25 protein-coding genes and 1 pseudogene are annotated in these 24,607 nt (G+C 68.2%); 18 read left to right on the top strand and 8 right to left on the bottom strand.

What is annotated here, in order from left to right; translation table 11 throughout:
• Positions 1 to 10 precede the first annotated feature (10 nt).
• The 8 genes from BWR60_RS01880 (at position 11) to BWR60_RS01845 (ending at position 8,627) form a co-directional block, all read left to right on the top strand.
• The gene (locus tag BWR60_RS01880; RefSeq protein ID WP_088149303.1) at positions 11 to 1,915 is read left to right on the top strand and encodes an amidohydrolase; all 1,905 of its coding nucleotides are present in this window, start codon (positions 11 to 13) and stop codon (positions 1,913 to 1,915) included.
• Between the two features lie 2 nt (positions 1,916 to 1,917).
• Positions 1,918 to 2,361: a DoxX family protein gene (locus BWR60_RS01875; protein WP_088149302.1), complete on the top strand. Its 444-nt coding sequence runs from the start codon at positions 1,918 to 1,920 to the stop codon at positions 2,359 to 2,361.
• Between the two features lie 26 nt (positions 2,362 to 2,387).
• Complete coding sequence (locus BWR60_RS01870) at positions 2,388 to 3,281, top strand: glyoxalase (RefSeq protein ID WP_088149301.1); 894 nt, start codon at positions 2,388 to 2,390, stop codon at positions 3,279 to 3,281.
• Between the two features lie 16 nt (positions 3,282 to 3,297).
• On the top strand, positions 3,298 to 4,719 hold the full coding sequence (locus tag BWR60_RS01865; protein WP_088149405.1) for an alginate export family protein: 1,422 nt from the start codon (positions 3,298 to 3,300) through the stop codon (positions 4,717 to 4,719).
• A gap of 4 nt (positions 4,720 to 4,723) precedes the next feature.
• Positions 4,724 to 5,407 (top strand): YoaK family protein, encoded by a 684-nt coding sequence (locus tag BWR60_RS01860; RefSeq protein WP_088149406.1) that lies wholly within the window; start codon positions 4,724 to 4,726, stop codon positions 5,405 to 5,407.
• Between the two features lie 123 nt (positions 5,408 to 5,530).
• Complete coding sequence (locus tag BWR60_RS01855; RefSeq protein WP_144445497.1) at positions 5,531 to 7,141, top strand: hypothetical protein; 1,611 nt, start codon at positions 5,531 to 5,533, stop codon at positions 7,139 to 7,141.
• Between the two features lie 60 nt (positions 7,142 to 7,201).
• Positions 7,202 to 7,516 (top strand): hypothetical protein, encoded by a 315-nt coding sequence (locus BWR60_RS01850; protein ID WP_144445496.1) that lies wholly within the window; start codon positions 7,202 to 7,204, stop codon positions 7,514 to 7,516.
• A gap of 247 nt (positions 7,517 to 7,763) precedes the next feature.
• Positions 7,764 to 8,627 carry a shikimate dehydrogenase gene (locus BWR60_RS01845; RefSeq protein WP_230982921.1) on the top strand — a complete coding sequence of 288 codons (864 nt, stop codon included), beginning with the start codon at positions 7,764 to 7,766 and terminating at the stop codon, positions 8,625 to 8,627.
• Here the strand turns inward: BWR60_RS01845 and BWR60_RS01840 are convergent.
• Complete coding sequence (locus BWR60_RS01840; RefSeq protein ID WP_088149297.1) at positions 8,572 to 9,312, bottom strand: TetR family transcriptional regulator; 741 nt, start codon at positions 9,310 to 9,312, stop codon at positions 8,572 to 8,574. The two genes, BWR60_RS01845 and BWR60_RS01840, sit on opposite strands and share 56 nt — an antisense overlap.
• 117 nt (positions 9,313 to 9,429) lie before the next feature.
• Positions 9,430 to 10,251, bottom strand: coding sequence for a cyclase family protein (locus BWR60_RS01835; protein WP_088149296.1), 822 nt, complete (start codon positions 10,249 to 10,251; stop codon positions 9,430 to 9,432).
• A 151-nt stretch (positions 10,252 to 10,402) separates the two neighbouring features.
• Between BWR60_RS01835 and BWR60_RS01830 the strand changes: the two genes are divergently transcribed.
• From BWR60_RS01830 to BWR60_RS36810, 5 genes are read left to right on the top strand one after another with little or no spacing between them, the layout of a single operon-like run.
• Positions 10,403 to 10,948, top strand: coding sequence for a TRAP transporter small permease (locus tag BWR60_RS01830; RefSeq protein ID WP_088149295.1), 546 nt, complete (start codon positions 10,403 to 10,405; stop codon positions 10,946 to 10,948).
• 3 nt (positions 10,949 to 10,951) lie between these two features.
• Positions 10,952 to 12,232 carry a TRAP transporter large permease subunit gene (locus BWR60_RS01825; RefSeq protein WP_088149294.1) on the top strand — a complete coding sequence of 427 codons (1,281 nt, stop codon included), beginning with the start codon at positions 10,952 to 10,954 and terminating at the stop codon, positions 12,230 to 12,232.
• A 44-nt stretch (positions 12,233 to 12,276) separates the two neighbouring features.
• The gene (locus BWR60_RS01820) at positions 12,277 to 13,287 is read left to right on the top strand and encodes a TRAP transporter substrate-binding protein (protein ID WP_088149404.1); all 1,011 of its coding nucleotides are present in this window, start codon (positions 12,277 to 12,279) and stop codon (positions 13,285 to 13,287) included.
• A 16-nt stretch (positions 13,288 to 13,303) separates the two neighbouring features.
• Positions 13,304 to 15,187, top strand: coding sequence for a bifunctional sugar phosphate isomerase/epimerase/4-hydroxyphenylpyruvate dioxygenase family protein (locus BWR60_RS01815; protein ID WP_088149293.1), 1,884 nt, complete (start codon positions 13,304 to 13,306; stop codon positions 15,185 to 15,187).
• Positions 15,188 to 15,225: 38 nt separating this feature from the next.
• Complete coding sequence (locus BWR60_RS36810) at positions 15,226 to 15,393, top strand: hypothetical protein (protein ID WP_179221591.1); 168 nt, start codon at positions 15,226 to 15,228, stop codon at positions 15,391 to 15,393.
• Positions 15,394 to 15,446: 53 nt separating this feature from the next.
• Here the strand turns inward: BWR60_RS36810 and BWR60_RS01810 are convergent, their stop codons facing one another.
• From BWR60_RS01810 to BWR60_RS01785, 6 genes and pseudogenes are all read right to left on the bottom strand, one after another.
• Entirely contained in the window at positions 15,447 to 15,668 is a 222-nt protein-coding gene (locus BWR60_RS01810; RefSeq protein ID WP_429912999.1) for a zinc-binding dehydrogenase, read from the bottom strand.
• Between the two features lie 257 nt (positions 15,669 to 15,925).
• Positions 15,926 to 16,804 carry a quinone oxidoreductase family protein gene (locus tag BWR60_RS01805; protein ID WP_088149403.1) on the bottom strand — a complete coding sequence of 293 codons (879 nt, stop codon included), beginning with the start codon at positions 16,802 to 16,804 and terminating at the stop codon, positions 15,926 to 15,928.
• Between the two features lie 58 nt (positions 16,805 to 16,862).
• Entirely contained in the window at positions 16,863 to 17,429 is a 567-nt protein-coding gene (locus tag BWR60_RS01800; protein ID WP_088149291.1) for a TetR/AcrR family transcriptional regulator, read from the bottom strand.
• Between the two features lie 53 nt (positions 17,430 to 17,482).
• Positions 17,483 to 17,578: pseudogene (locus BWR60_RS38890) on the bottom strand (TetR/AcrR family transcriptional regulator); the annotation flags it as partial.
• Positions 17,579 to 17,902: 324 nt separating this feature from the next.
• Positions 17,903 to 19,156 (bottom strand): CynX/NimT family MFS transporter, encoded by a 1,254-nt coding sequence (locus BWR60_RS01790; RefSeq protein ID WP_218823289.1) that lies wholly within the window; start codon positions 19,154 to 19,156, stop codon positions 17,903 to 17,905.
• A 136-nt stretch (positions 19,157 to 19,292) separates the two neighbouring features.
• Positions 19,293 to 19,754, bottom strand: coding sequence for a hypothetical protein (locus BWR60_RS01785; protein ID WP_088149289.1), 462 nt, complete (start codon positions 19,752 to 19,754; stop codon positions 19,293 to 19,295).
• A 166-nt stretch (positions 19,755 to 19,920) separates the two neighbouring features.
• Between BWR60_RS01785 and BWR60_RS01780 the strand changes: the two genes are divergently transcribed.
• From BWR60_RS01780 to BWR60_RS01760, 5 genes are all read left to right on the top strand, one after another.
• Positions 19,921 to 20,262 (top strand): DUF736 domain-containing protein, encoded by a 342-nt coding sequence (locus BWR60_RS01780; RefSeq protein ID WP_088149402.1) that lies wholly within the window; start codon positions 19,921 to 19,923, stop codon positions 20,260 to 20,262.
• Positions 20,263 to 20,701: 439 nt separating this feature from the next.
• Complete coding sequence (locus BWR60_RS01775) at positions 20,702 to 21,583, top strand: LysR family transcriptional regulator (protein ID WP_218823288.1); 882 nt, start codon at positions 20,702 to 20,704, stop codon at positions 21,581 to 21,583.
• A 308-nt stretch (positions 21,584 to 21,891) separates the two neighbouring features.
• The gene (locus tag BWR60_RS01770; RefSeq protein ID WP_088149287.1) at positions 21,892 to 22,740 is read left to right on the top strand and encodes an NADPH-dependent F420 reductase; all 849 of its coding nucleotides are present in this window, start codon (positions 21,892 to 21,894) and stop codon (positions 22,738 to 22,740) included.
• 76 nt (positions 22,741 to 22,816) lie between these two features.
• Positions 22,817 to 23,728, top strand: coding sequence for a LysR family transcriptional regulator (locus BWR60_RS01765; protein ID WP_179221590.1), 912 nt, complete (start codon positions 22,817 to 22,819; stop codon positions 23,726 to 23,728).
• Positions 23,729 to 23,901: 173 nt separating this feature from the next.
• Positions 23,902 to 24,600 (top strand): NADPH-dependent F420 reductase, encoded by a 699-nt coding sequence (locus BWR60_RS01760; protein ID WP_088149286.1) that lies wholly within the window; start codon positions 23,902 to 23,904, stop codon positions 24,598 to 24,600.
• Positions 24,601 to 24,607: the final 7 nt, after the last annotated feature.

Below are 24,607 nucleotides of genomic sequence, written 5' to 3'. Positions count from 1 at the left end.
AGAGATCCCGATGACCGAGACCCGTGCGCCCGCCCCGGGTGCGCCCGACGTGATCCTGCATCGCGGCCTGATCACCACCCTCGACCCCGCCCGGCCGACCGCCAGTGCCGTGGCGATCGCCGGCGGCAGGTTCAGCGCCATCGGCGCCGACCATGAGGTGATGCCGCTGGCCGGGCCGAAGACGCGGATCATCGACCTGAAGGGCCGGCGGGTGCTGCCCGGCCTGATCGACAACCACCTGCACATCATACGCGGCGGCCTGAACTTCAACATGGAGCTGCGCTGGGACGGCGTGCGCTCGCTGGCCGACGCCATGGCGATGCTGAAGCGGCAGGTCGCCGTCACCCCGCCGCCGCAATGGGTGCGCGTGGTCGGCGGCTTCACCGAGCACCAGTTCGCCGAGAAGCGACTGCCGACGATCGAGGAGCTGAACGCCGCCGCCCCGGACACGCCGGTGTTCCTGCTGCATCTTTACGACCGCGCCCTTCTGAACGCGGCCGCCCTCCGGGCGGTCGGCTACGGCAAGGACACACCGGAGCCGCCGGGCGGCGAGATCACGCGCGGGCCCGACGGCACCCCGACCGGTCTGCTGCTGGCCAAGCCCAACGCCGCGATCCTCTACGCCACCCTGGCCAAGGGGCCGAAGCTGCCCTTCGACTACCAGGTGAACTCGACCCGGCACTTCATGCGCGAGCTGAACCGCCTCGGCGTCACCGGCGCCATCGACGCCGGCGGCGGCTTCCAGAACTACCCCGAGGACTATGCCGTTATCCAGACGCTGGCGGATGAAGGCCAGCTGACCATCCGCCTCGCCTACAACCTGTTCACCCAGAAGCCGAAGGCCGAGAAGGACGACTTCCTGAACTGGACCCGGACCTCGCGCTACCGGCAGGGCGACGACTATTTCCGGCACAACGGGGCCGGCGAGATGCTGGTCTTCTCCGCCGCCGATTTCGAGGATTTCCGCCAGCCCCGCCCGGACATGCCGCCGGAGATGGAGGGCGAGCTGGAGGGCGTGGTCCGCATCCTGGCCGAGAACCGCTGGCCCTGGCGGCTGCACGCCACCTATGACGAGACGATCAGCCGGGCGCTGGACGTGTTCGAGCGGGTGAACCAGGACATCCCGCTCGAGGGGCTGCACTGGTTCTTCGACCATGCCGAGACGATCTCGGACCGGTCGATCGACCGCATCGCCGCGCTGGGCGGCGGCATCGCCGTGCAGCACCGCATGGCCTATCAGGGCGAGTATTTTGTCGAGCGCTACGGCCTCGGCGCCGCCGCGGCCACGCCGCCGGTGGCGCGGATGCTGGGGACGGGCGTCAAGGTCTCGGCCGGCACCGATGCGACCCGGGTCGCCTCTTATAATCCCTGGGTCTCGCTGTCCTGGCTGATCACCGGCCGGACCGTCGGCGGCCTCCGGATCACCCCGCAGCGCAACTGCCTCGACCGCGAGACGGCGCTGCGGATGTGGACCGAGAACGTCACCTGGTTCTCGAATGAGGAAGGCCGCAAGGGCCGTATCGCCGTCGGCCAGCTGGCCGACCTGATCGTGCCCGACCGGGACTTCTTCGCCTGCGCCGAGAGCGAGATCGCCGACACCAGCTCGGAGCTGACCATGGTCGGCGGCAGGGTGGTCTGGGCCGCGGGCGGTTTCGCCCCGCTGGACGAGGCCGCCCCGCCGCCCGCCATGCCCGACTGGTCGCCGGTGCGCCGCTTCGGCGGCTATGCGGCCTGGGGCGACACCGAACAGGCCGGCTCCGCGGCCCTGCAGAAAACGGTGGCGGCGGGCTGCGGCTGCGCGGCCAGCTGCGGCATCCACGGCCATGATCACGCCTCGGCCTGGTCGGCCCGACTGCCGGTCTCCGACCTGAAGAGCTTCTGGGGCGCCCTCGGCTGCGCCTGCTGGGCGGTGTGACGATGCCGGCACTCGCGACCATCGAGAGCCGCGCCGCCTCGTCCGTCCGCCCCGTGCTCGGGGCGGGCTGGGCCCGGTGGCTGGCGCTGCTGGGACTCTGCGCCGCCTACCTCCAGGGCGGGCTCAACAAGGCCGCGGACTTCCCGGTCGCGATCGCCGAGATGGAGCATTTCGGCATCGCCCCGGCCGCCCCCGCCGCGGTCGCGGTGATCCTGCTGGAGCTCGGCGCCTCGGTCCTGATCCTGACCGGGGTCTGGCGGTGGCTCGGCGCCCTGGCCCTCGCCGGGTTCACGCTGACGGCCACCCTCCTGGTGCTACGGTTCTGGGAGATGGCGCCGCCCGACCGCTTCGGCGCCGCCAACGCCTTCTTCGAGCATCTCGGCCTCGCCGGCGGCTTCCTGCTCGTCGCCTGGCACGACCTCCGGGACCGGAAACGTCCGAGCTGAGCCTGTTGACCAGAGAGAGTTCTCCCATGCGCATCCCGCTTCTCGCGGCGGCCCTCGGCCTGAGCATCCTGGCCGCGTTCCCCGCACGGGCCGGAGAGACCGGCGCACCGGTCGCCGTCGGCCCGCAATACGACACCACCCATGTCTATGTGGCGCCCGCGGATGTCGACCGCTTCGCCACCAGCTTTCTCGCCACCTTCGGCGGGCAGAGCACGAAGCAGGTGGTGGCGACCGTGACGCCGACGCCGAGCCGCACCACCTCGCAGCTGCTGCAGACGCCGGTCGGCACCGTCTCCCTGTTCGGCTTCACGACGCCGATCCCGTATCCGTTCGGGGCCGAGCGGACCGGCACTCTCGTCACCGATCTGGACGCGGCGCTGGCATCCGCCCGGGCGGCCGGGGCCATCGTGCTGGTCGACGCCTTCCCCGACCCGATCGGCCGCGACGCCGTCATCCAGTGGCCGGGCGGCATCAACATGCAGCTCTACTGGCACGCGGCGAAGCCGTCCTACGCGCCGTTCCAGACCGTGCCGGAGAACCGGGTCTATGTTTCGCCCGACGGCATCGACGATTTCCTGCGCGGCTTTCTGGCCTTCTCGCAAGGCAAGTTGGTGTCCGACGACAGGCAGGCGCCCGGCGTCGAGATCGGCCGGCCGGGCGACACCTACCGGCGGATCCGGGTCGAATCGACCTTCGGCCGGCTGACCGCCCTCGTCACCGACGGCCATCTGCCCTATCCCTATGGCCTCGAGACCACCGGCTATGAGGTGGCGGACCTCCAGGACACGCTGGCCAAGGCCCGGTCGGCCGGCGCGGCGGTGCTGGTCGCGCCCTACACCGCCGACGGCCGCAGCGCAGCCATGGTCGAGTTCCCCGGCGGCTACATCGCCGAGATCCATGGTCCGGCCCCGCATGGCTGAGGCGGTGACGGCAGGGATGATCGGCCGGCCCCGCCGCGCCCTCGCGGCCGTCGGGGCCGGGCTGCTTGCGGCCATGGCGCTGCTGCCCGGCGCGGCGGCGCAGGAGGTGCCGGACGCGGCGGCGGCGCGGCCGAAGATCCAGATGAACCGCTGGCAGGAGGACTGGTCGGTCTTGGCCGATCCCGCGCTGCGGACCCAACCCTTCGACGGCCTGAAATACATCCCGCTCTGGTCCGGCAACCCGCAGACCTACCTGTCCTTCGGCGCGACCCTGCGGGAGCGCTTCGAGATCAACGACACGCCAGGCTTCGGCACCGGCGGGAGCAAGGGCGACGGCTACCTGCTGCAGCGGCTGCAGATCCATGCCGACCTGCACTTCAACGAGAACTGGCGCTTCTTTGTCCAGCTCGAGGATGACCGGGCCTTCGACAAGCGGTCGATCGCGCCGGTCGACCAGAACCCGCTCGACCTGCGCCTCGCCTTCCTCGAATTCACCCACCCGGCGGGCGATGGCGTGGTCAAGGCCCGGATCGGCCGGCAGGATTTCGCCTTCGATCTGCAGCGCTTCGTCTCCTCGCGCGACGGCCCCAATGTCCGCCAGTCCTTCGACGCCTTCTGGATGGACTGGGAGAGCGGGCCGTGGCGCGTGCTCGGCTTCGTCAGCCAGCCGGTGCAGTATTTCGACGGCGAGCCTTTCGACGACCGATCGGATGACACCTTCCTGTTCAGCACGGTGCGCGTCGAACGCCAGGTGCTCGGGACGCAGGAGTTGTCGGCCTACTACGCGCGCTACGATCGCCAGGATGCGCACTACCTCGATGCCGACGGATACGAGCATCGCGACATCTTCGACGCCCGCTTCGCCGGCGCCGCCGACGGGCTGGACTGGGACCTGGAGGCGATGGGGCAGACCGGCTCGGTCGGGTCCAAGTCGATCGCCGCCTGGGCCGTCGGCACGCGGGCCGGCTACACCTTCGCCGACGCGCCGTGGAAGCCACGGATCGGCCTGCAGGTCGACGCCGCCTCCGGCGACACCCGTCCCGGCGACGGCACGCTCGGCACCTTCAACCCGCTGTTCCCGAACGGCTACTACTTCACCCTGGGCGGCTACACCGGCTACAGCAACCTGATCCACGTAAAGCCGTCGGTGACGGTGAAGCCGGTCGACGGGCTGTCGCTGACGGCGGCGATCGGCCTGCTGTGGCGCCAGACCACTGCCGACGCGGTCTACACCCAGCCGAACGTCCCGGTCGGCGGCACCGCCGGGCAGGGCGACGCCTGGACCGGCGCCTACGGCCAGTTCCGCGCCGACTACGCCTTCAACGCCAACCTGACCGGGGCGGTCGAGGCCGTGCATTATCAGGTCGGCGACACGCTGCGGCACGCCGGCGCGCATGACAGCGACTATCTCGGCATCGAGCTGAAATTCGGATGGTGATGTGATGAGACCGACCCTCCCGGTGATTCTCAGCCTCAATGCCGGCTATGTCGACACGGCCGGGTTCCTGGCGCTGCAGGGGCTGTTCACCGCGCATGTGACCGGCAACTTCGTCACCTTCGGCGCGGCCGTGGCGCTCGGCACCACCGGGGCGGTGGCGAAGCTGCTGGCCCTGCCGGTCTTCTGCCTCGTCGTCATCGGCACCCGATCCCTGGCCTACGGGCTGGAGGGCACCGGGCTGAACCCGCTGCGGGCGATGCTGGTCCTCAAGCTGATCCTGCTGGCCGCCGGCGCCGCGCTGGCGATCCGGCTCGGTCCCTTTCCCGACGGCGACGCCTGGCCGGCGATCGTCACCGGGATGGTGCTGGTATCGGCGATGGCGATCCAGAACGCGGTCCACCGCATCCATCTGGCCAGCGCGCCGCCGACCACGCTGATGACCGGCACGACGACCCAGATCATGATCGACCTGGCCGATCTCCTGCACGGCGTGGCGCCGGATGCGGCCGGTGCGGCCCGGTCCCGCCTGGCCCGGATGTCGGCCGCCGTCATCGCCTTCGCCCTGGGCTGCGGGGCGGCCGCCCTGGCCTTTGTCCTGGTCGGGGAATGGTGCTTCGCGGTTCCGCCGGTCATCGCGCTGATCTCGACCCTGCTCGCCGGCGCATCGACGAGCAAGGCCAGCCCATAGCCGAAAGGCCTGGCGGGCCGCCGGGCGCCGCCGCCCCGCACCCTGAGAGTCGACCTCCATAGGAACTGGTATAAGCTGCCAGCGTCGCTTTCTCGCGGAACAGAAAAACCAGGAGGTCCCGCCATGACCGACGGTGTTGCTCCCGCGGCGGCTTCGCCCTCGACAATGTCGAGGAGGGTTGCTGCCGGTTCCACCTCCTCGTTCGATCGCGCCCTCGACTCCGCCCGATCCTTGACCTCCGCCGACATGCCGATCCCGTCCGCGCCGCAGCCGATGGATGAGGCCCGCGCCATCCTGGTGCTGAATCGGGACTTCGGGATGTTCGACACCGCCGCGCACCGCGGTTCGCGCGACCAGATCGTCAGCCGCGACGACCTGCGCGCGGTGCGCGACAATCCCGCCGCGACCTGGGAACAGCGCGCTGCCGCCGACTACCTGGTGACGCATGATGAAGCGTTCGACGGCCTGGACACTGCCGCCGAAGGCGGTTCGACCGACGGCTTCATCAGCCGCAAGGACGTGACCGTCCATGCCATCCGGGACGGCGGCGCGCTGCCGCTGCTGCAGTCGCGGCAGGTGGACGGTTCGGGCGGGAACCCGATCATCCTGCACATCGATGCGCAGGCCCCTTCGGGTGCTGCCTGGGGCAATACCGACGGCAGCAACGCCGGCATCGTGTCGGTCTATGTCGATGGCCGCTACTACGCCGATGCGACGATCCTGAGCGAGAATCCCGAAGGCGTCGACGTCAACCTCGGTGCGCTCGGCGACGGGCCCCACACGATCGAGCTGCGCGACAGCACCGCGATCGGAACCGGCAACCAAGGCGCGGTGAGCGACGTACGGGCGTCGACCCGGCAATTGGACATGCACGCATCGGGTCCGCAGGAGCGCGATGCGGCGCTGGCCGCGCGCTACGCGCCCGTGGTGCATCTGGAGGACAACGGCCAGGCCGGGAACAACGTGCCGCTGCTCAGCGGCGCCCAGGTCCGGCGCAACGATGACGGCACCACCACGATCAGCTACTCGGTGCTCTACAGCAACGAGGACGGCGGCGATGGCGCCGAGCCCGGGCGCCTCAACGGCAAGTGGGGGCGCAACACCGACGACGAATCCGTGTTCAGCGTGACCGTGGACGACCGTTCGGGCGAAGTGGTCGGGTTCGACTCCAAGAGCCTGGGCGAAGGCGCATCGCACTGGGAGGTGGATGCCAACGGCCGCCCGGTGGTGACCGTCGTCAACGGCCACAACCAGTACGGCTGGGCGTCGGACCATCCGCATCGCGCCCGGAATCGTGCGTTTTCGGGCGCGCCGATCGTGACCCCGGACAAGAACACCATCAGCCTGATGAACGACCATCCCTGGACCTGGACGGTGTCCACCGCGGAAATGCGTCGCGAAGGCAAGCTCGACGAGGGACGGCCGCACGACCGCCTGTACCTCAACTTGGTCGACGGCCGGGGCAGCGACTTCAAGGATGTGGATCGCATCCAGGTCGTGCTGAATGACGGGCGGGTGGTGACGGTGGGCAAATACCATGCCGGCGGCCTGTTCAACATCGGCGACAACCGGCTCAACAGCAGCAACAACGTCTCGGTGGCATTGCCCGAGGGCATCGACCCCGCTGACGTGGCCGAGGTGCGGATCGAGGGTCTGCCCGTGGATGCGCAGGTGCAGGCGCAGCGGCTGGACCGCAAGGACGACCTGCCGGTCGGGGTTCCGGTCGGCGGCTGATGCGTCGAAGATCCCCGCGCCGCCGGTCTTTCATGCGCCATTTCCGGCCATTGCCGTGGCATGCCGAAACCGGACATCGTCCAAGCCGACGAAGCTCCCCGTCCGGGCACAGTGAATCAGCCGGGCCACGACATTGATGGTGTGGATGTTCTCGCGAAGCTGCGTGACCGTGACGCCGATGAGCCGGAATTGCAGCTATTGCGCCGCTTCCGCCGGCGACGGGCCGATGAGGCGCAGGTCCTGGTCGAGGATGTAGCAGAGGGCGGCACGCGGTTGCCCCAGTCGCAACTGGCCTGCTGCACGTCGGCCATGCCCCGCATGATGGCGAGGGCTTGCTCGGAGATCCGGCACAGCCCGCCGACATTCGACCCCTGATCCGGAGAACGGCCCGAACACCAGCTGGGTGACGCGCAGATGGGCTTCGGGCGCGAGCCTCTCGGCCGGCGCCGTGCGCAGCCGGCGCTCAGCAAATTCACATCTCAGATCTGGTTTGTTGACTGAACGTACCAGTTCGTACATTTTCAGAGATCCAGCATGGATGAATGATCATGGGCCATCACCGAAGAATCCCGGATGCCTTGAAAACGGCTGTGGCCGGACAATTCCGATCTGGTTTCCGCCCGTGACCCATATCCGCCCGACCACCTTCCGCGTCGGCCTGATCGGCGCCGGCATCCAGGCGTCGCGGACCCCGGCCATGCATATGCGCGAAGGCGCTGAACAGGGGTTGCGTTACGAGTACGAGCTGATCGATCTTGAGGCACTCTGCCGTGGCATCGAGGCCCTGCCGGAGCTGGTCGCGGCGGCAGAGCGGCGCGGCTTCGCCGGGCTCAACATCACCCATCCCTGCAAGCAGGCGGTGACCCCGTTGCTGCATGCCTTGTCCGACGACGCGCGCGCGCTGGGCGCGGTCAACACCGTGGTGTTCGAGGACGGCCGGCGGGTCGGCCACAACACCGACTGGTGGGGCTTCGCCGAGAGCGTCAGGCGCGGCCTGCCGGATGTGCGCAAGGACCGCGCGGTGCAGCTCGGCGCCGGCGGCGCCGGCGCAGCGGTGGCGCATGCCGCCCTGACCCTCGGGGTCGGCGAGCTCGTGATCTTCGATGTCGACCAGGACCGGGCCGAGGCCATGGCCGCCGGCCTGTCCGCCCGGTTCGGGGCGGGCCGCGCGGTGGCCGGCACCGATCTCGCCGCCACCATGGCCACGGCGAATGGGCTGATCCACGCCACCCCGACCGGGATGGCGAAACATCCCGGCCTGCCGCTGCCCGCCGAACTCCTGGCGCCGCGGCACTGGGTGGCCGAGATCGTCTACTTCCCGCTCGAGACCGAGCTGCTGCGCGTCGCCCGCGCCCGCGGCTGCCGCACCCTCGACGGCGGCGGCATGGCGGTGTTCCAGGCGGTCGAGGCGTTCCGGCTGTTCACCGGCATCACGCCGGACGCCGGCCGGATGACCCGGCACTTCGCTTCGCTCGGGCCGGGCTAGCAGCCCCTGCGGGCGCGACCGCCGCCTGGCCCTGCAGCAGGCGGATGACGGCGTCGCCGATCATCCGCCGGTGCGTCTCGCGCAAGCCCGGCTCCGACAGATCGCGGCGGAAGATGGTGCCGAAGGTGTGGCGGTTGGAGACGCGGAAGAAGCAGAAGGCGCTGATCAGCATGTGCAGGTCGACCGGGTCGATCTCGGCCCGGAACACGCCGTCCTTCCGCCCACGCTCCAGGATCGCGGCGATGGTCTGGACGATGCCGAGATTGGTGCTGCGGATCGAGGCGGTGTGCGCCAGGTGCTCGGCCCGGTGGATGTTCTCGATGCTGACCAGGCGGATGAAGTCGGGATGCGCCTCGTCATAGTCGAAGGTGAATTCGGCCAGCCGCCGCATCGCCTCCTCCGGCGGCAGCCCCTCCAGATGCAGCTCCGCCTCGGCGGTGCGGATATCGGCATAAGCCTTCTCCAGCACCGCGTGGTACAGCCCCTCCTTGCCGCCGAAATAATAGTAGATCATGCGCTTGGAGGTGCGGGTGCGCTCCGCGATCGCGTCGACGCGGGCCCCGCTCAGCCCGTGGGCCGCGAACTCCTCGGTCGCGACCTCGAGAATATCCTCCCTGGTGCGCTCCGGGTCGTTCTTGCGGGAGGTCTTCCGCTCTGCCGCGCCCGACTTGGTCCTGCCCGCCATCGCCCTGGCCCGTCTCCCCGCACCGACGCCTTCGCTCCGATCGGCAAAGGACGCCTCTACTTCTCCGGAACTTCACGACGGCAAACAAGCGCTTTCGCGCCGCGGCCGCGTCCCCTTCTACACCAGCGCCAGCACCCGGCTCGGCCCACCGCTCCCGCCCTTCACCTTGGGGCCGCCGAGGACGAGATGGGCACCTTTGGCCGGCAGCCCGTCGAGATTGGCCAGGCATTCGACGCCCCAGCGCCCGCTCGGCAGCCAGGAGTAGTGCACCGGGAAGCGGCCGGTCTCGATGCCGAGGTCGAGCGACAGCGTGTCGACGCCGATGCCCTTGACGCTGCGCTCGGTCAGCAGCATATGCGCCGTCTCGCCGTGGAAGCCGGGCGTGTGGTTCTTGCCGGCATCGTCCCGCCCAGCGAAGCGCGGCGTGTGCAGCAGCCGGTGCCAGCCGGAGTTCATGACCACGCAGCAGCCCTCGAGCAGCGGGCCGTTCGCGGCCTCCCAGCGTTTGATGTCGTCGGGCGTCACCGCACTGTCCGGGTCGTCCTGCGCCCGCTGCGAGATGTCGATCACCGCCAGCGGCACCACCAGGTCGCCGATCGGGATCTCGTCGACGCTGCGCCCGTCGGCCGAGAAGTGCAGCGGCGCGTCCATATGCGTGCCGGTGTGCTCCATCAGCGTCCAGCGGTTGATGTTCAGCTTGTCCTTCGCGTAGCGGAACACCGGCTCCATGGTGAACCATTTCGAGCCGTCGAAGGTCGGGAAGCCCTCGAACAGCGAATGGGTCAGGTCCTGCACGTCGGTGAAGGACCGTGCGGCCGGTGCCGTGGCGGCGCTGGCCACAGGAGCGGCCGCGACGGCGGCCATGGCGATGCCGCCCTTCAGCACGCCGCGCCGGCTGACATGGCGGCAGATCGTCTCCAGGCAGCCCGGTGGGCACATGGTGCTCCCCTCCCCTTGCCGCGCCCGAACGACCGATCCTTGCCGGATCAAGCCGCGACGCTTGACTATACGTACCAGTTCGTACATTTGTGAGGAAGAAGAATTCAGAACCGGCGAAGCCGCGGCCGGCGACCACCACAGGGAGAGCCCGATGCGTCTTGTCGTCGAAAGCTATTTTGCCCTGCTGAAGGTCCTGATCGCCCTGCTGCTCGCCGGGATGGTGGTGCTGGTCTTCGGCAACGTCGTCCTGCGCTACGCCTTCAACCAGGGGCTGACCGCGTCGGAGGAGCTGTCGCGGCTGTTCTTCGTCTGGCTGATCTTCCTCGGTGCCGTGGTGGCGCTGCGCGAACGCGGCCATATCGGCGTCGACACGCTGCTGCGCCACCTGCCCCGGCCGGCCGCCAAGGCCTGCCTGGCCCTTTCCGGAGCACTGGCGCTGCTGGCGATCTGGCTGCTGCTCAAGGGCAGCGTCGAGCAGGCGATGATCAATCTCGACGTCGCCTCGCCGGCCGTGGGCTTTCCGATGGCCCTGCTGTACGGCGCCGGAATCGCCTTCGCCGTGCCGGCCGCGCTGATCATCCTGGCCGACCTCGTCCGCCTGCTGCTCGGCCGGGCCGGACCGGGGGAGCTGATCCTGGTCCGGGACTCCGAGGAGCTCGCCGGTCCCGATGCCCCGCACGCTGCGCGGAAAGGCTGAGCGGTGGTCGTCGCCGTTTTCCTGTCGTCGCTGCTGGGCACCATGGCGATCGGCATGCCGATCGCCTTCGCCCTGATCCTCAGTGGCGTCGCGCTGATGATCCATCTCGGCTTGTTCGACTCCCAGATCGTCGCCCAGAACGTGATCAACGGCGCCGACAGCTTCCCGCTGATGGCCGTACCCTTCTTCCTGCTGGCCGGCGAGGTGATGAATGCCGGTGGCCTGTCGCGCCGGATCGTCGGCCTCGCCATGGCGCTGGTCGGCCATATCCGCGGCGGGCTCGGCTTCGTCGTCATCCTCGCCGCCTGCCTGATCGCCAGCCTGTCGGGCTCGGCCGTGGCCGATGCCGCGGCGCTCGGCGCGCTGTTGATGCCGATGATGCTGAAGTCGGGCCACGGCGCCGGCCGGTCCGGCGGGCTGATCGCCTCGGCCGCGATCATCGGCCCGATCATCCCGCCCAGCATCGGCTTCGTGCTGTTCGGCGTCATCGGCGGCGTCTCGATCACCAAGCTGTTCCTGGCCGGCATCGTGCCCGGCCTGATGATCGCGCTGGCGCTCTGCATCGCCTGGCTGCTGGTGGTCCGGCGCGAGGACATCCAGCTGCCGCCGCGCCGCAGCGGACCCGAGCGCATCCGCGCCTTCGCCGACAGCCTGTGGGCGCTGTTCCTGCCGGTGATCATCATCGTCGGGCTGAAGTTCGGCGTGTTCACGCCGACCGAGGCCGGCGTCGTCGCCGCGGTCTATTCCCTGTTCGTGGCGATGGTCGTGTACCGCGAGCTGAGCCCCGGCCAGGTCTTCGACGTGCTCGTCTCGGCCGCCAAGACCACCAGCGTGGTGATGTTCCTGGTGGCGGCCGCCGGCGTCTCCGCCTGGCTGATCACCGTCGCTGACCTGCCGGGCCAGCTTGCGGCCATGCTCGACCCGTTCATGGACAACCAGCTGCTGCTGATGGCGGTGATCATGCTGCTGGTCGTGGCGGTCGGCACCGCGATGGACATGACACCGACCATCCTGATCCTGACGCCGGTGCTGATGCCGGTGGTCAAGCAGGCGGGCATCGACCCGGTCTATTTCGGCGTGCTGTTCATCATCAACAATTCGATCGGCCTGATCACCCCGCCGGTCGGCACGGTGCTGAACGTCGTCTGCGGCGTGTCGAAGCTGACCATGGAGGACCTGATGAAGGGCGTCTGGCCCTTCCTCCTGGCCGAGCTGGCGGTGCTGGTCCTGCTGATCCTGTTTCCGGAGCTGGTGATGGCTCCGGCCCAATGGCTGGCGCGATGACCGGGCCGGCCGAGACCAACGAAATCGAACAAGGGAGGATCACCATGTCCAGGACCCTGACCGGCCTGATCGCCGCGCTGTCGGCGGCGCTGCTGCTGGCCCCGGCGGCACAGGCCGAGATCCGCGAGCAGCACATCAAGTTCGCGGCGGCGAACAGCAAGGGCCATCCCCAGGTCATGGGCATGGAGAAGTTCGCCGCCATCGTCGCCGAGAAGAGCGGCGGCAAGATCACGGTGCAGCTGTTCCCGGGCGGCACGCTGGGCGGCGACGTGCAGACCCTGTCAGGGTTGCAGGGCGGCATCGTCGAGATGACGGTGATGAATGCCGGCATCCTGGCCGGCAACGCCCCGGCCTTCGGCGCGGTCGACCTGCCCTTCCTGTTCGACACGCCGCAGGAGGCCGACGCGGTGATGGACGGCGCCTTCGGCAATCATCTTCTGGAGTTGTTGCCCGCCAAGGGGTTGGTCGGCCTGGCCTATTGGGAGCTGGGGTTCCGCAACCTGACCAACAACCGGCACCCAGTGGCCAAGGTCGACGACATCAAGGGGCTGAAGATCCGCACCATCCAGTCGCCGATCCCGATCGCGCTGTTCAATGCCCTCGGCGCCAACGCCGTGCCGATGCCCTACCCCGAGCTGTACGGCGCGCTGGAGACCGGCACCGTCGACGGCCAGGAGAACCCGTCGGCCAACATCATCAACGCCAAGTTCTACGAGGTGCAGAAGTACCTGACCCTGACCCGCCACCAGTACAACCCGCAGATCGTCCTGGTCAGCAAGGCGTTCTGGGACAAGCTGAACGACGAGGAGCGGGCGGTGCTGCAATCGGCCGCGACCGAGGCGCGGGACTATCAGCGCCAGGTGTCGCGCGAGGCGGATGCCAGGGCGCTGGACGAGATCCGCGCCAACGGCATGGAGGTGACCGAGTTGCCGCCCGAGGAGGTGGCCAAGCTGCGCGCCGCCACAGCGCCGGTGGTCGAGGAGTTCCGCCCCAAGATCGGCGACGACACCATCTCGCTGCTGCAGGCCGAGCTGGACAAGCTGCGCAAGAAGTGAGCCGGGGGTCACTCCGATGAAGACGTCGATCGCCACCGTGTCGCTGAGCGGCGACCTGCGCGACAAGCTGGAGGCGATCGCCGCCGCCGGCTTCGACGGCGTCGAGATCTTCGAGAACGACTTTCTGTCCTTCGACGCGGCGCCGCGCGAGGTCGGGCGGATGGTGCGCGACGCCGGGCTGGTGGTGACCACCTTCCAGCCCTTCCGCGACTTCGAGGGCATGCCGGAGCCGCAGCGTATGCGCGTGTTCGACCGGGCCGAGCGCAAGTTCGACCTGATGGCCGAGCTCGGCGCGGACCTGCTGCTGGTCTGCTCCAACATCTCGCCGGCGGCGCTGGGCGGCATCGACCGCGCCGCCGCGGATTTCCGCGAGCTGGGGGAACGGGCGGCGAAGCGCGGCCTCAGGGTCGGTTTCGAGGCGCTGGCCTGGGGCCGGCACGTCAACGACCACCGCGACGCCTGGGAGATCGTGCGCCGCGCCGATCATCCGGGTATCGGGCTGATCCTCGACAGCTTCCACACCCTGTCGCGCGGCATCGACCCGGACAGCATCCGCGCCGTCCCCGCCGACCGGATCTTCCTGGTCCAGCTGGCCGACGCGCCGCTGCTGGAGATGGACCTGCTGTCCTGGAGCCGGCATTTCCGCAACCTGCCGGGCCAGGGCGACCTGCCGGTGACCACCTTCACCGAGGCCGTGGCCGCGACCGGCTATGACGGCGTCTATTCGCTGGAGATCTTCAACGACCATTTCCGCGCCGGCTCGGCCCGGTCGGTCGCGATCGACGGCCGGCGGTCGCTGCTGCAGCTGGCCGACACGCTGGAGCGGCGCAAGCCCGCCGCCGAGCGGACCCGGCCGCTGCTGCCGGAGCGCGCCCGCTGCCTGGGCGTCGAGTTCGTGGAGTTCGCGGTCGACGATGCCGGCGCGATCGAGCTGGAGGCGCTGTTCGGCGCCCTCGGCTTCGCCCGGCGCGGCCGCCATCGGTCGAAGGACGTGACCCTGTGGTCGCAGGGCGGCATCGCCCTTCTCGTCAACCGTGAGAAGGAGGGCTATGCCCATGCCGCCTACATCATGCACGGACCCGCCGCCTGCGCGATCTGCCTCAGGGTCGACGACGCCCGGGCGGCGATGGCGCGGGCCGGCGCCCTGCTGGCGACCGGTTTCCGCCAGGAGGTCGGGCCGGGCGAGCTGGAGATCCCGGCGATCCGCGGTGTCGGCGGCAGCCTGATCTATCTCGTCGACCCCGACAGCACGCTGGCGCGCTGGCGCGATGTCGACTTCGTCCCGGTCGAGGACGCGGCGCCGGAAGCCGGGCTGGCGCGGATCGACCACCTGTCGCAGTCGATGCAGTATGACGAGATGCTGTCCTGGCTGCTGTTCTACAGCGCGATCTTCGATCTGGCGAAGACGCCGGAGCTGGAGATCCCCGACCCTGCCGGTCTGGTGCGCAGCCAGGTGGTGCAGAACGCCGAGGGCACGCTGCGCGTCGTGCTGAACGCCTCGCAGAGCCACCGCACCCTGTCGGCCCGCTTCCTGTCGGAGTTCTTCGGCTCCGGCATCCAGCATATCGCACTGGAGACTGACGATATCCTCGCCGCCGCGGCCCGGATGCGCCAGGCCGGTGTCAGGTTCCTACCGATCCCGGCCAACTATCATGACGACATCGAGGCCCGCTTCGGGCTGGAGCCGGAGCTGGTCGACCGGCTTCGCGAGGCCGGCATCCTGTATGACCGCGACGGCGGCGGCGAGTTCTTCCAGCTCTACACCACCAGCTTCGCCGACCGCTTCTTCTTCGAGATCGTGCAGCGCCGGGGCTATGCCGGCTTCGGCGCCGCCAACGCCCCGATCCGCCTGGCGGCACAGACACGGCTCGCGCCGGATGTATCCCTGCCACGACGGTAAATCCAGGCCCGCTGATCGGATTGGCCCGAGGGCGCCATATGCGGAAGCCGCCCGCGCACCCGGCCTCGATGATGCAGCTTCAGGTCAAGGGCGTCGTCTATCGCGGCATTGCGGGGGACGCGCCGGTTGCACGGCTGGCACTGGCCGCCCGCCGGGGCGAGACGTCAGGGATCGTCCGCAACCTCGTCGCCCGGGCGATGACATAGTGACCTTCGGCGGTCTCGTCGACCGGGCCTGGTCGGCGGCACCGCCGGGCGGATCATGGGATCAGCAGGAGCTTGCCGGTGGTGGCGCGGCTCTCCATGTCGGCATGGGCCTTCGCGGCGTCCGCCAGCGGATAGGTCCCGCCGATCCTGATCGTCAGCTGCCCGCCGATGATCCAGTCGAACAGCTGCCGCGCCCGGGCCTGCAGCCGCTCCGGCGTGTGGATATGGTCGGAGAAGGTGGCGTAGCCGATCTTGATGCTCTTCGGCAGGCTCATGATGTCGAGCGGCTCGGGTCCGCCGAGAACCGGGCCGTACCAGCAGAAGGTGCCCGAGCGCCGCAGCGATGCGAGNCGGATGGCCTCGATGGCGACCAGGCGATCGAGGTCGACCATGGCCGGATCTCGAGCGCCAGAAGCGCGAGATGGCCAAACGGCGGGACGGATCATGGGATCAGCAGGAGCTTGCCGGTGGTGGCGCGGCAGCTGTTCGACTGGATCATCGGAGGCCAGCTGACGATCAGGATCGGCGGGACCTACGACCTGGCGGACGCCGCGAAGGCCCATTCCGACATGGAGAGCCGCGCCCGGGCCCGCAGCCGCTCCGGCGTGTGGATATGGTCGGAGAAGGTGGCGTAGCCGATCTTGATGCTCTTCGGCAGGCTCATGATGTCGAGCGGCTCGGGTCCGCCGAGAACCGGGCCGTACCAGCAGAAGGTGCCCGAGCGCCGCAGCGATGCGAGGGAGGCCTGGAAGGTCTTGGGGCCGGAGCCATCATAGACGACATGGACGCCGTCGCCCCCGGTCAGACGGATCACCTCCTCGGCGAACTGCCCCTCCGTGTCGATGATGACATGGTCGGCGCCGGCTTCCCTGGCCGCGGCGACCTTGTCGGCGCTGGACACCCGCGCGATGACGTGGCCGCCGCGCAGCTTGATGATCTGGGTCAGGATCTGGCCGACGCCGCCTGCCGCGGCATGCACCAGCGCCACGTCGCCCGGCTGCACCGGATAGAAATCCGTGGCGAAATGGCTGGCCGTCAGGCCCTGCATCATGACCGCGGCGGCGGTGCGGTCGTCGATCTCGTCCGGGATCGCGACGAGCGCCGGGGCCGGCGCCAGGATGCGGTCGGCGTAGCTGCCGGGAACATAGACCCAGGCGACCCGTTGGCCGACCTCGACGCCATCGACACCCGCCCCCAGCGCCAGCACCCGGCCGGCCCCTTCGACGCCGAGGGTCACGGGCTCCGCTTCCCGGGGCCAGAACTGGCCGCGGCGGACACCGATATCCATGAAGTTGACACCGGCGGCGGCGACCTCGACCAGTGCCTGGCCCTGCCCGGGGACGGGCTCCGGTCGCTCGACCAGCTCCAACACCTCCGGACCGCCGGGGTGGCTCATCACGATTGCTTTCATGATCACATCTCTCGTTCTTGATCGTTCATTCCAGAATTCGGCAAAAAAAGACCGCGGCTCATTGCAGGGCGCGCAGCGCCAATGCGCCGAGGGCCTGCAGCTGWCCGCCTCCTGCGCCGCCGCGGGCGGCGATGCGGATTCCGGCGAAGCTCGCGGACAGGAATCCCGCGGCTCCGTCCGGATCGATCTGAGATGCGACGTCACCCTCGGCCTGCGCCTGGCGGATGCGCGCGACCATCGCGGCCTGCAAGGCCCGACCCGCGTCGTCCTGTATGTCCGAAAGCTCGCGGCGCGAGCGGCCGAACTCGCAGATCGCGTTCACGCCGAGGCAGGCCTTGCCGGCCTCCGCGACCACCCGATCGATCATGGCCTTGATGCCGTCGACGGCCCGATGCCGGCTTCGCAGYGCTGCGACATGCTCCTGCGTCTCGGCAYTGGCGTAGCGGYGCACCGCCGCGCAGTAGAGCTGCCACTTGTCCCCGAACGTGTCGTAGAGGCTCTGGCGGCCGATCCCCATCGCACGCACCAGCATGTCGGTCGAGGTGCCGTCGAAGCCATGCTCGCGGAACACCTCGATCGCGGCGTCCAGGGCCTTCTCGCTGTCGAATTCCTTGGGGCGTGCCATGAGCNGAACGTGTCGTAGAGGCTCTGGCGGCCGATCCCCATCGCACGCACCAGCATGTCGGTCGAGGTGCCGTCGAAGCCATGCTCGCGGAACACCTCGATCGCGGCGTCCAGGGCCTTCTCGCTGTCGAATTCCTTGGGGCGTGCCATGAGCGGGGATATAGGAATTCTGGAACGAACGGTCAAGAATGAAGCCGGAGGCAGCATATGCGAAGGGGTTCAACGATCTCGCGCTCCCGGCACAGGAGACACTGCGGCTTGATCCGTACAGTGACCGGCCCCGACGTCCCCCATCTGGGGGATGACGGCTTCCTCAGATCGGGCCTGAATGTGGCGGGATGCATTGATGTTTGTGATGCGCCTACCCCGACCCGGGGCTCTCCCCACCATGCTCCGGGCCGGGGTTCAGCGATCAGAGGCGTTCGCGGTCTCCTGCTGGATGTGGGCCATCGGAGGTCAGGGCCGCATGCACCATCACGGTCTGTCCAGGCCGTGACGCCGAAGCGGTTTCAGAAACGGGGTGACAGCCAGCATCAGCGCCGCGATTGCGGCAAGCAGCCATTGTGAAAGGTGGAAGTTGCCGGTCACGTCGCGCAGTTGACCGGCGACCAGGGGACCGGCGGCGGCGATGACGTAACCGACCAGGAGGACGAAGGCGTTCCAGGAATTGGCCTCGCCCGGGCTGGCGGTGTTGTCGAGGGGCAGGGTCATGCCGAGCGTGAACGTTCCACCCAGACCGAAGGCGCAAACCGACATCCACAGGAACGGTGCCGTGGTCGGGGCAAGGGCCAGCGCGGCCAACCCGGCCAGGGTGAGGCCGGCGGCCAGGGCCAGCCAGGCGCGGCGGTCCTCCGACCGGCTCAGGCCGCCGAACACCGGGTTGGCCACGGTGAACACGGCCGTGAAGGTCGCAAGGATCAGGCCGGCCGTGGCGGCGGACACCCCGGCCTCCTGGTACATCGGGGCGGTCCAGGCCAGGATGGTGTAGAATAGGATGTTCACGCCGCCGAAGAACAGCGCCACCAGCCAAGCGGTCACGCTGCGCCACGGCAGGGCATGGCGCGCGGCTGCTGCCGGAACCACGGCGTTTTGGCGCCGTTCGGCCACCGTCACCACCAGCCAGATGGCGACGCCGGCCAGCACCACGCCGCTCCACAGCCCCAAGCCCCAACGCCAGCCGGCCGACAGGCCGATCGCGACCGGGCTGGTGACCGCGGCGGAGATGGTGCTGCCGGTCGACAGCGCCGTCGCGTAGATTCCCATCATCATGGCGGCGCGGGCGGCGAAGCGCGCCTTGATGAAGCCGGCGATCAGTGCGCCGGCCACGGCGATGCCGATGCCGACTGCCGCGGTCGCGGCGAGCAGCCCGGCCGTGCTGGTGGCGAACGACCGCGCGAAAGTCGCGAAGCACAGCAGGGCCAGAGCCATCAGCAGAACCGGGTCGCGCCCGAACCGCCGGGCCAGCCATGGCGTTGGCAGAGCGAACAGCCCCATCAGAACGTCGGGAATGGAGGTCAGCAGCGACGCCGTGGCATGGGACAGCCCAAAATCCTGGATGACCAGGGGCAGCACAGGCCCGACTGACACAATCGATGGCCGTAGCCCGACCGCGACCAGGATGATCGCGACCACGGCGAGCGGCGCCCCGATCTGACGGGCGACTGGGCCGGTGAGAGGGAGGGCAGTCGGCGGCGCCGATCGGCCGCGTGGGATATCGAGATCGACCACGGTTAGTCCTTCCGGCGCACGTTCAGGGTCCATCGACGGTACTGGGCCGACCGCCCCCGTGTCCGTGGGTCGCCGGCTTCAGGATCAACGTAGAGGGGACCGGCCCGGATCGCCCGTTAGGCGCTGCAATAAAGTGTTAGCGCTTGCCGGACGCGAAGAGTTCCGATGGCAATCCGGCAACAGCGGATAGGCGAGCGTGGCCCTCCTGGTCGGCCTTGGACCGGCCGACGAACAGCACGACGCCCTTGGGCGAGAAAGGCCAGTCGCGGACGTCGAGCGCGGCCAGCTTGGATCGGCGGAAGCCGGTCAGGAGCAAGGGCATGTCCCGGACTGTGCGGCGCCCCTCCCCTTCCCCACCCCCGAGGTCGCTCAGCTCGGCATGGGCCTCCGGCGTCAGCACCAGGGAGGCGGCGAGCAGGTTCGGCTCGAGCAGCGCCGCCTTGCGCACCGGCCGGGCGGCTTTGGTGCGGCATAGTCCCTTGAGGAAGGCCTCGAACTCGGCGTGGTCGAGGGCGAGCGGCCACTTCAACCGCTTGCGGATCGACAGGACGGCGGCGCGGCGCAGCAGGATGGGGCTGAGCGACCGCGCTGAGGGCATCGCAGCAGAGGCGGCGACGCCGTCCCTGCCCTTCCCGGAGCCGCTCCCGCCACGCGGGAGCGGTTTTGCCGTGCCCGGCAGGCAGCCCTCGGTGTCCTCGGTGCGGCCAACGCCGGCATGGTGTCTCCACTGTCTGGCCGGGGCCTGTCCCGCCGCGCTCCGGCTCATGGACCTGCGGGCGGCGCCGGCCGGCCCACAAGCCCTCCCGGACCGGTTTTATCCCCGCCGCCTGCGGGAATCTTCGTGTCCCCTAACGCCCGGTTTAGACCGTCCTCCGACAAACCAGGCCAAGTCTGGCGACACCCAGCCCGACTTCCGCGCCCTGACCCAAGACGTCGAGATCGGCGCCGGCTGGACCCGCACCGGCGAGGCGTCCGGCAAGACCTATGTCAGCCTCTCCCTCGCCGCTCCCGAGTTCGGCCCCCGCAAGCTCTACGCCAATCTCGGACGCGCCGCCGGACAGGACGATCCCGATGTCTTCGCCCTGATCTGGAACCCGATCGGCTAGACCGGGCCGAGGTGAGCCATTTCCGGCCATCATGCCGACGGCCCGATACCGGACATCCCTCCACCCCCCAGAATCCGGCCGCTACAGCGCAGTCCGGTTTGCACCCCCTAAAGCGGCCGTCGCAGCCGGCTTTGAAACGACATGACCGCACGACTTTGGGCCGAGGCCTATCCAACCCGTAAAGCAGCTTCATTCGGCGTTAGGGAGTGGCTCCATACTCGACGCTGAACCGGTGATCAGATCCTTCTTTGAAGGAAACGCCTCGACTATACCCACCACATCGCCGAAGAGACAGCGGAGGTGTCCATCCTTGCACGCCACTTGGACCAGCGGCCTGCTCACAACCACTGGCACATGATGACAGTTGCGCGATTATTGAAAATTCAATCAAAAAAGTGACAGACCGTTGCTTATGCCGACAACAGTAGATTTCTTGGAGATGCAGGTCTTTGTCGCCGTGGTGACGGAAGGGTCGTTTACCGCAGCGGCGGAACGTCTCGAAACCGACAAGGCGCGGGTGAGCCGCGTTGTGCGGCGAATGGAGGAGAAGCTCGGCGCGCGGCTTTTGAACCGATCGACGCGGCACCTCAGTGTTACAGAAGTCGGGCGCGACTATTTCGAGCGCGCCTCCTCGATCCTGGCGGCCGCCGAAGCGGCCGAATCCGCCGTGGCGCAGCGGGCGCAAGAACCGAAAGGCCGCCTCAAGGTAACGGCTGGCGCCGAATTTGGAACGATGCGCGTCGATGGCTGGATTACCGCATTCCTGCGCAAGTGGCCGAAGGTCACTGTCGAAACGGAATACACGAACCGTCTCGTCGATATCATTCATGAAGGTGTCGATGTGGCGATTCGCATCGGCCCGTTGCAGGATTCGGAGCTTTCGGCCCGCAGGCTGGGAGAGTTGACCTATGGTTTGTACGCTTCTCCCGAATATCTGCGGGGCGCCGCGCCTATCCGCGAGGTCGATGATCTGAAGCGACACGACCTCATCATGCATGCGCCGCGCGGTCGCCCGGGCTGGACCTTGGTGAATGGCGAGAAGTCGGAGAAGGTGTGGCACGCACCCCGTTGCGCCCTCGATAACACCATGGCCGCCAGGAACCTGGCGCTGTCGGGCCTGGGAATCGTGCAGCTTCCTAGACATATGGCCGAGCCGCATGTGGCCGAAGGCGCACTCGCCAGCGTCTTGCCGGGCTGGGCGCGTACCCCGGTGCCGGTCCACGCCGTCTTTGCTTCGACGCGCTATATGGACCCGAAGGTGCGGGGCTTCGTCGATCTTTGCCGTGATGGCTTCAGGAGTGATGTCGAAGGCTTCAGTTGAGACGATCCGCTGCGCCGCCGGCAGTTGGGCTCCAAGCGAGAGAGCCATCTTATCGGCATCCGGCGTCGCAGCAATTTGGTCATGGCGCCTGGTGTCTGAGCGACAGGTGCCCATCCTCCGCAGGCCACGTTTGCCTGTATCCGCACGGCCGACACCAGCCACCGCGCACTGGCGCTTTATTGTCGGTTTGAGGGGCAACAGTGTGTTGTCTGCTGCCCAACTGTTAACTCCTCCGTCCGATCATATTTTTCGCTCGTGCCACCGCTGTGGCCCCCGCCGTCGAAGGGCGCGCGAGACGATACGAGCGCATGAATCCCGTCGGCGGCCACCGTCCCCTGAGAAAGACAATATTGATGACACGAACAATCGGAATTATCGGCTCCGGCCTCGTCGGCAAAGCAGTCGCCCATCTGGCCATCGCGGCGGGCTATGACGTCGTGATCAGCAATTCGCGCGGTCCGGACACGATCTCCGCGCTCGTTCAAGAGCTCGGCCCGCTCGCGCGCGCTGGAACCGTCGACGACGTGATTGCGGCTGGGGACATCGTCACCTTGTCGGTTCCCCTCGCGTCGTTCGAGAGACTGCCGGCCGACAAGTTCGCCGGGAAGGTGGTTCTCGATCAGACGAACTATTATCCCGGCATGGGCGGGTTCCACAGGACCGATCTCGACAAGGGCGAGCTGACGTCGAGCGAACTCCTGCAGCGGCACCTCCGCGGCGCGAAGCTGGTCAAGGGGCTCCACAACCTGAGCTGGATCCACATGGAGAGCAATGCCCGGCCCAAGGGCGATGCCGCCCGGACGACGCTGCCGATCGCAGGCGACGACGCGGCCGCGAAAGGTGCCGTGACGAGCTTCCTAGAGACGATCGGCTATCATGTCGTCGACGCCGGCTCGCTCGCCGACAGCTGGCGCATCGAACCCGGCACGCCGATCTACTTCTGGCGCTACGCTCCCGTCGTTCCGGAGGGTGTTTCGGGCGATGAGGCCAAGGAGATCTATCAGCAGCGGGGCGAGCCCGTTTCCCCCGCGGAAGCTCGGACGCTCATCGACGAGGCGGTGCGTCCGTCCCCGATCGGTGGGACCCTGGAGGGCATGCCGCAGGTCCATGTAGACCTGTTCCTGGAGCAGGCCAGCGCCGATACCGTCAGGAGGTGACGGCTGCAGACCGGGGCCGGCCAGCCTGCGGTCTCGCCGATTGATCATCCGAGCAGCGCGTGACAGAACGTTGCCCATGACGACAACAGTCGGCTTTTCCGAGATGCAGGTTTTCGTCGCGGTGGTGACGGAGGAATCCTTCACCGCCGCGGCCGAGCGGCTCGAGACCGACAAGGCGCGGGTGAGCCGCATCGTGCAGCGGATCGAGGAAAAGCTTGGCGCACGGCTCCTGAATCGATCGACCCGGCGACTGAGCGTGACGGAAGTCGGACGGGATTATTTCGAACGCGCCTCTTCGATCCTGGCTGCCGCAGAGGCGGCCGAAGCCGCGGTAGCGCAGCAGAGCCGAGAGCCGAAAGGCCGCTTGAAGATCACGGCAACTCCGGAGTTCGGCACCACACGGGTCGACAACTGGATCGCCGCCTATTTGTCCAGGTGGCCGAAGGTCACTGTGGAAGCGGTATACTCCATTCGCTTCGTCGACATCATTCATGAAGGGATCGATGTCGCGATCCGCATCGGCACCCTGCAGGATTCTGATCTGTCGGCCCGCAAGCTTGGAGAGATAACCTATGGTCTCTATGCCTCCCCTGTTTACTTGAAGGAAGCTGCGGCGCTGCGCACCGTCGACGATCTGAAGTGCCATGACCTGGTTATGAAGACGTCCAGTGGCCGCGCAAGCTGGACCCTCGTCAACGGCCAGGCAACGGAAAGGGTCTCGCAGGCGCCACGCTGCGCACTCGACAACATCGTTGCCGCCAAGAACCTGACGGTGTCCGGTTTGGGAGTCGCGCAACTTCCGCGGTTCATGGCTGAGCCACATGTGGCAGAGGGAACCCTGATCAGGGTCTTGCCGGGTTGGGCGAGCATCCCGATGCCGGTCCACGCCGTTTTCGCCTCCACGCGCTACATGGACCCGAAGGTGCGCGGCTTCGTTGATCTCTGCCGCGATGCTTTCGGGGATGGAGGCGACGCCAGCCCAGGCTGAAGCGAGTCGCCCGTAGCCGTGGTCGCGCTCGACCATCCCCGTCCATCATTGTTGCTCGCGCGAACAACAGACTGAGGTTCGCGGGGCATCTAATCCATTCCCGAGCGATATCCTACCTTCCAACCGAACCGCTCCCCGGGGAAGCGCCATAGTTGAGGTAAACAGGATATCGAATGAAGATCGGAATCTTAAACGCAGGCAATATCGGCAGTCGCCTGGCGAGAGCGTGGGCGGAAGCAGGCCATGATCTCGTCGTTGCGAAGGACGGTGAGGACCGCAAGATCGCACCGTTGCTTGAGGAGCTGGGTGACAGGGCCCGGCTCGGCACGACCCGCGAAGCAGCCGAGTTCGGCGAGACCGTTCTATTCTCCGTTTATTGGCCGCGGGTCGAAGCGATCGTGGCCGAAGTCGGCGACGCGCTCGATGGCAAGATCGTGATCGAGACCATGAACCCGCTCGGCGTTACCGCCGACTTCCAACACTTCCACGATCTGGAGTTCATGCGCGAGAGCTCCACCGCGGAAGACCTCCAGCGGCGGCTGCCGAAGGCCCGGATCGTCAAGGCGTTCAATCTGCTGGCCGCTCCGGCGCTCGAGGCGGCGGCGTGGTCGGCATCGCCGGTGCAGCCGGGCATCTTCTACGTGACCGACGACGTGGCGGCCGGGCAAGTGACGCGCGGTCTGATCGCCGACGCCGGTTTCAAGCCCGTCAATGCCGGACGGCTCAGCGGTGCCCGGCAGCTCGAACAGGTCGGTGTGCTCCTGCATCACATCGCGGACCACGAATATGGCGGTGACGCCGATCTCGTCCGCCTGGCTCTCGCGGTGGCCGAGGCAAGCCCCGGCCCGATCATGCGCGCACGGATCACCTGAACGCCCG

The sequence above is a fragment of the Inquilinus limosus genome, assembly GCF_002195995.1.
Taxonomy (GTDB): Bacteria; Pseudomonadota; Alphaproteobacteria; order DSM-16000; family Inquilinaceae; genus Inquilinus; species Inquilinus limosus_C.
Note: the sequence above shows the minus strand (reverse complement) of the source record. Positions and strands in the feature narration are given on the sequence as shown.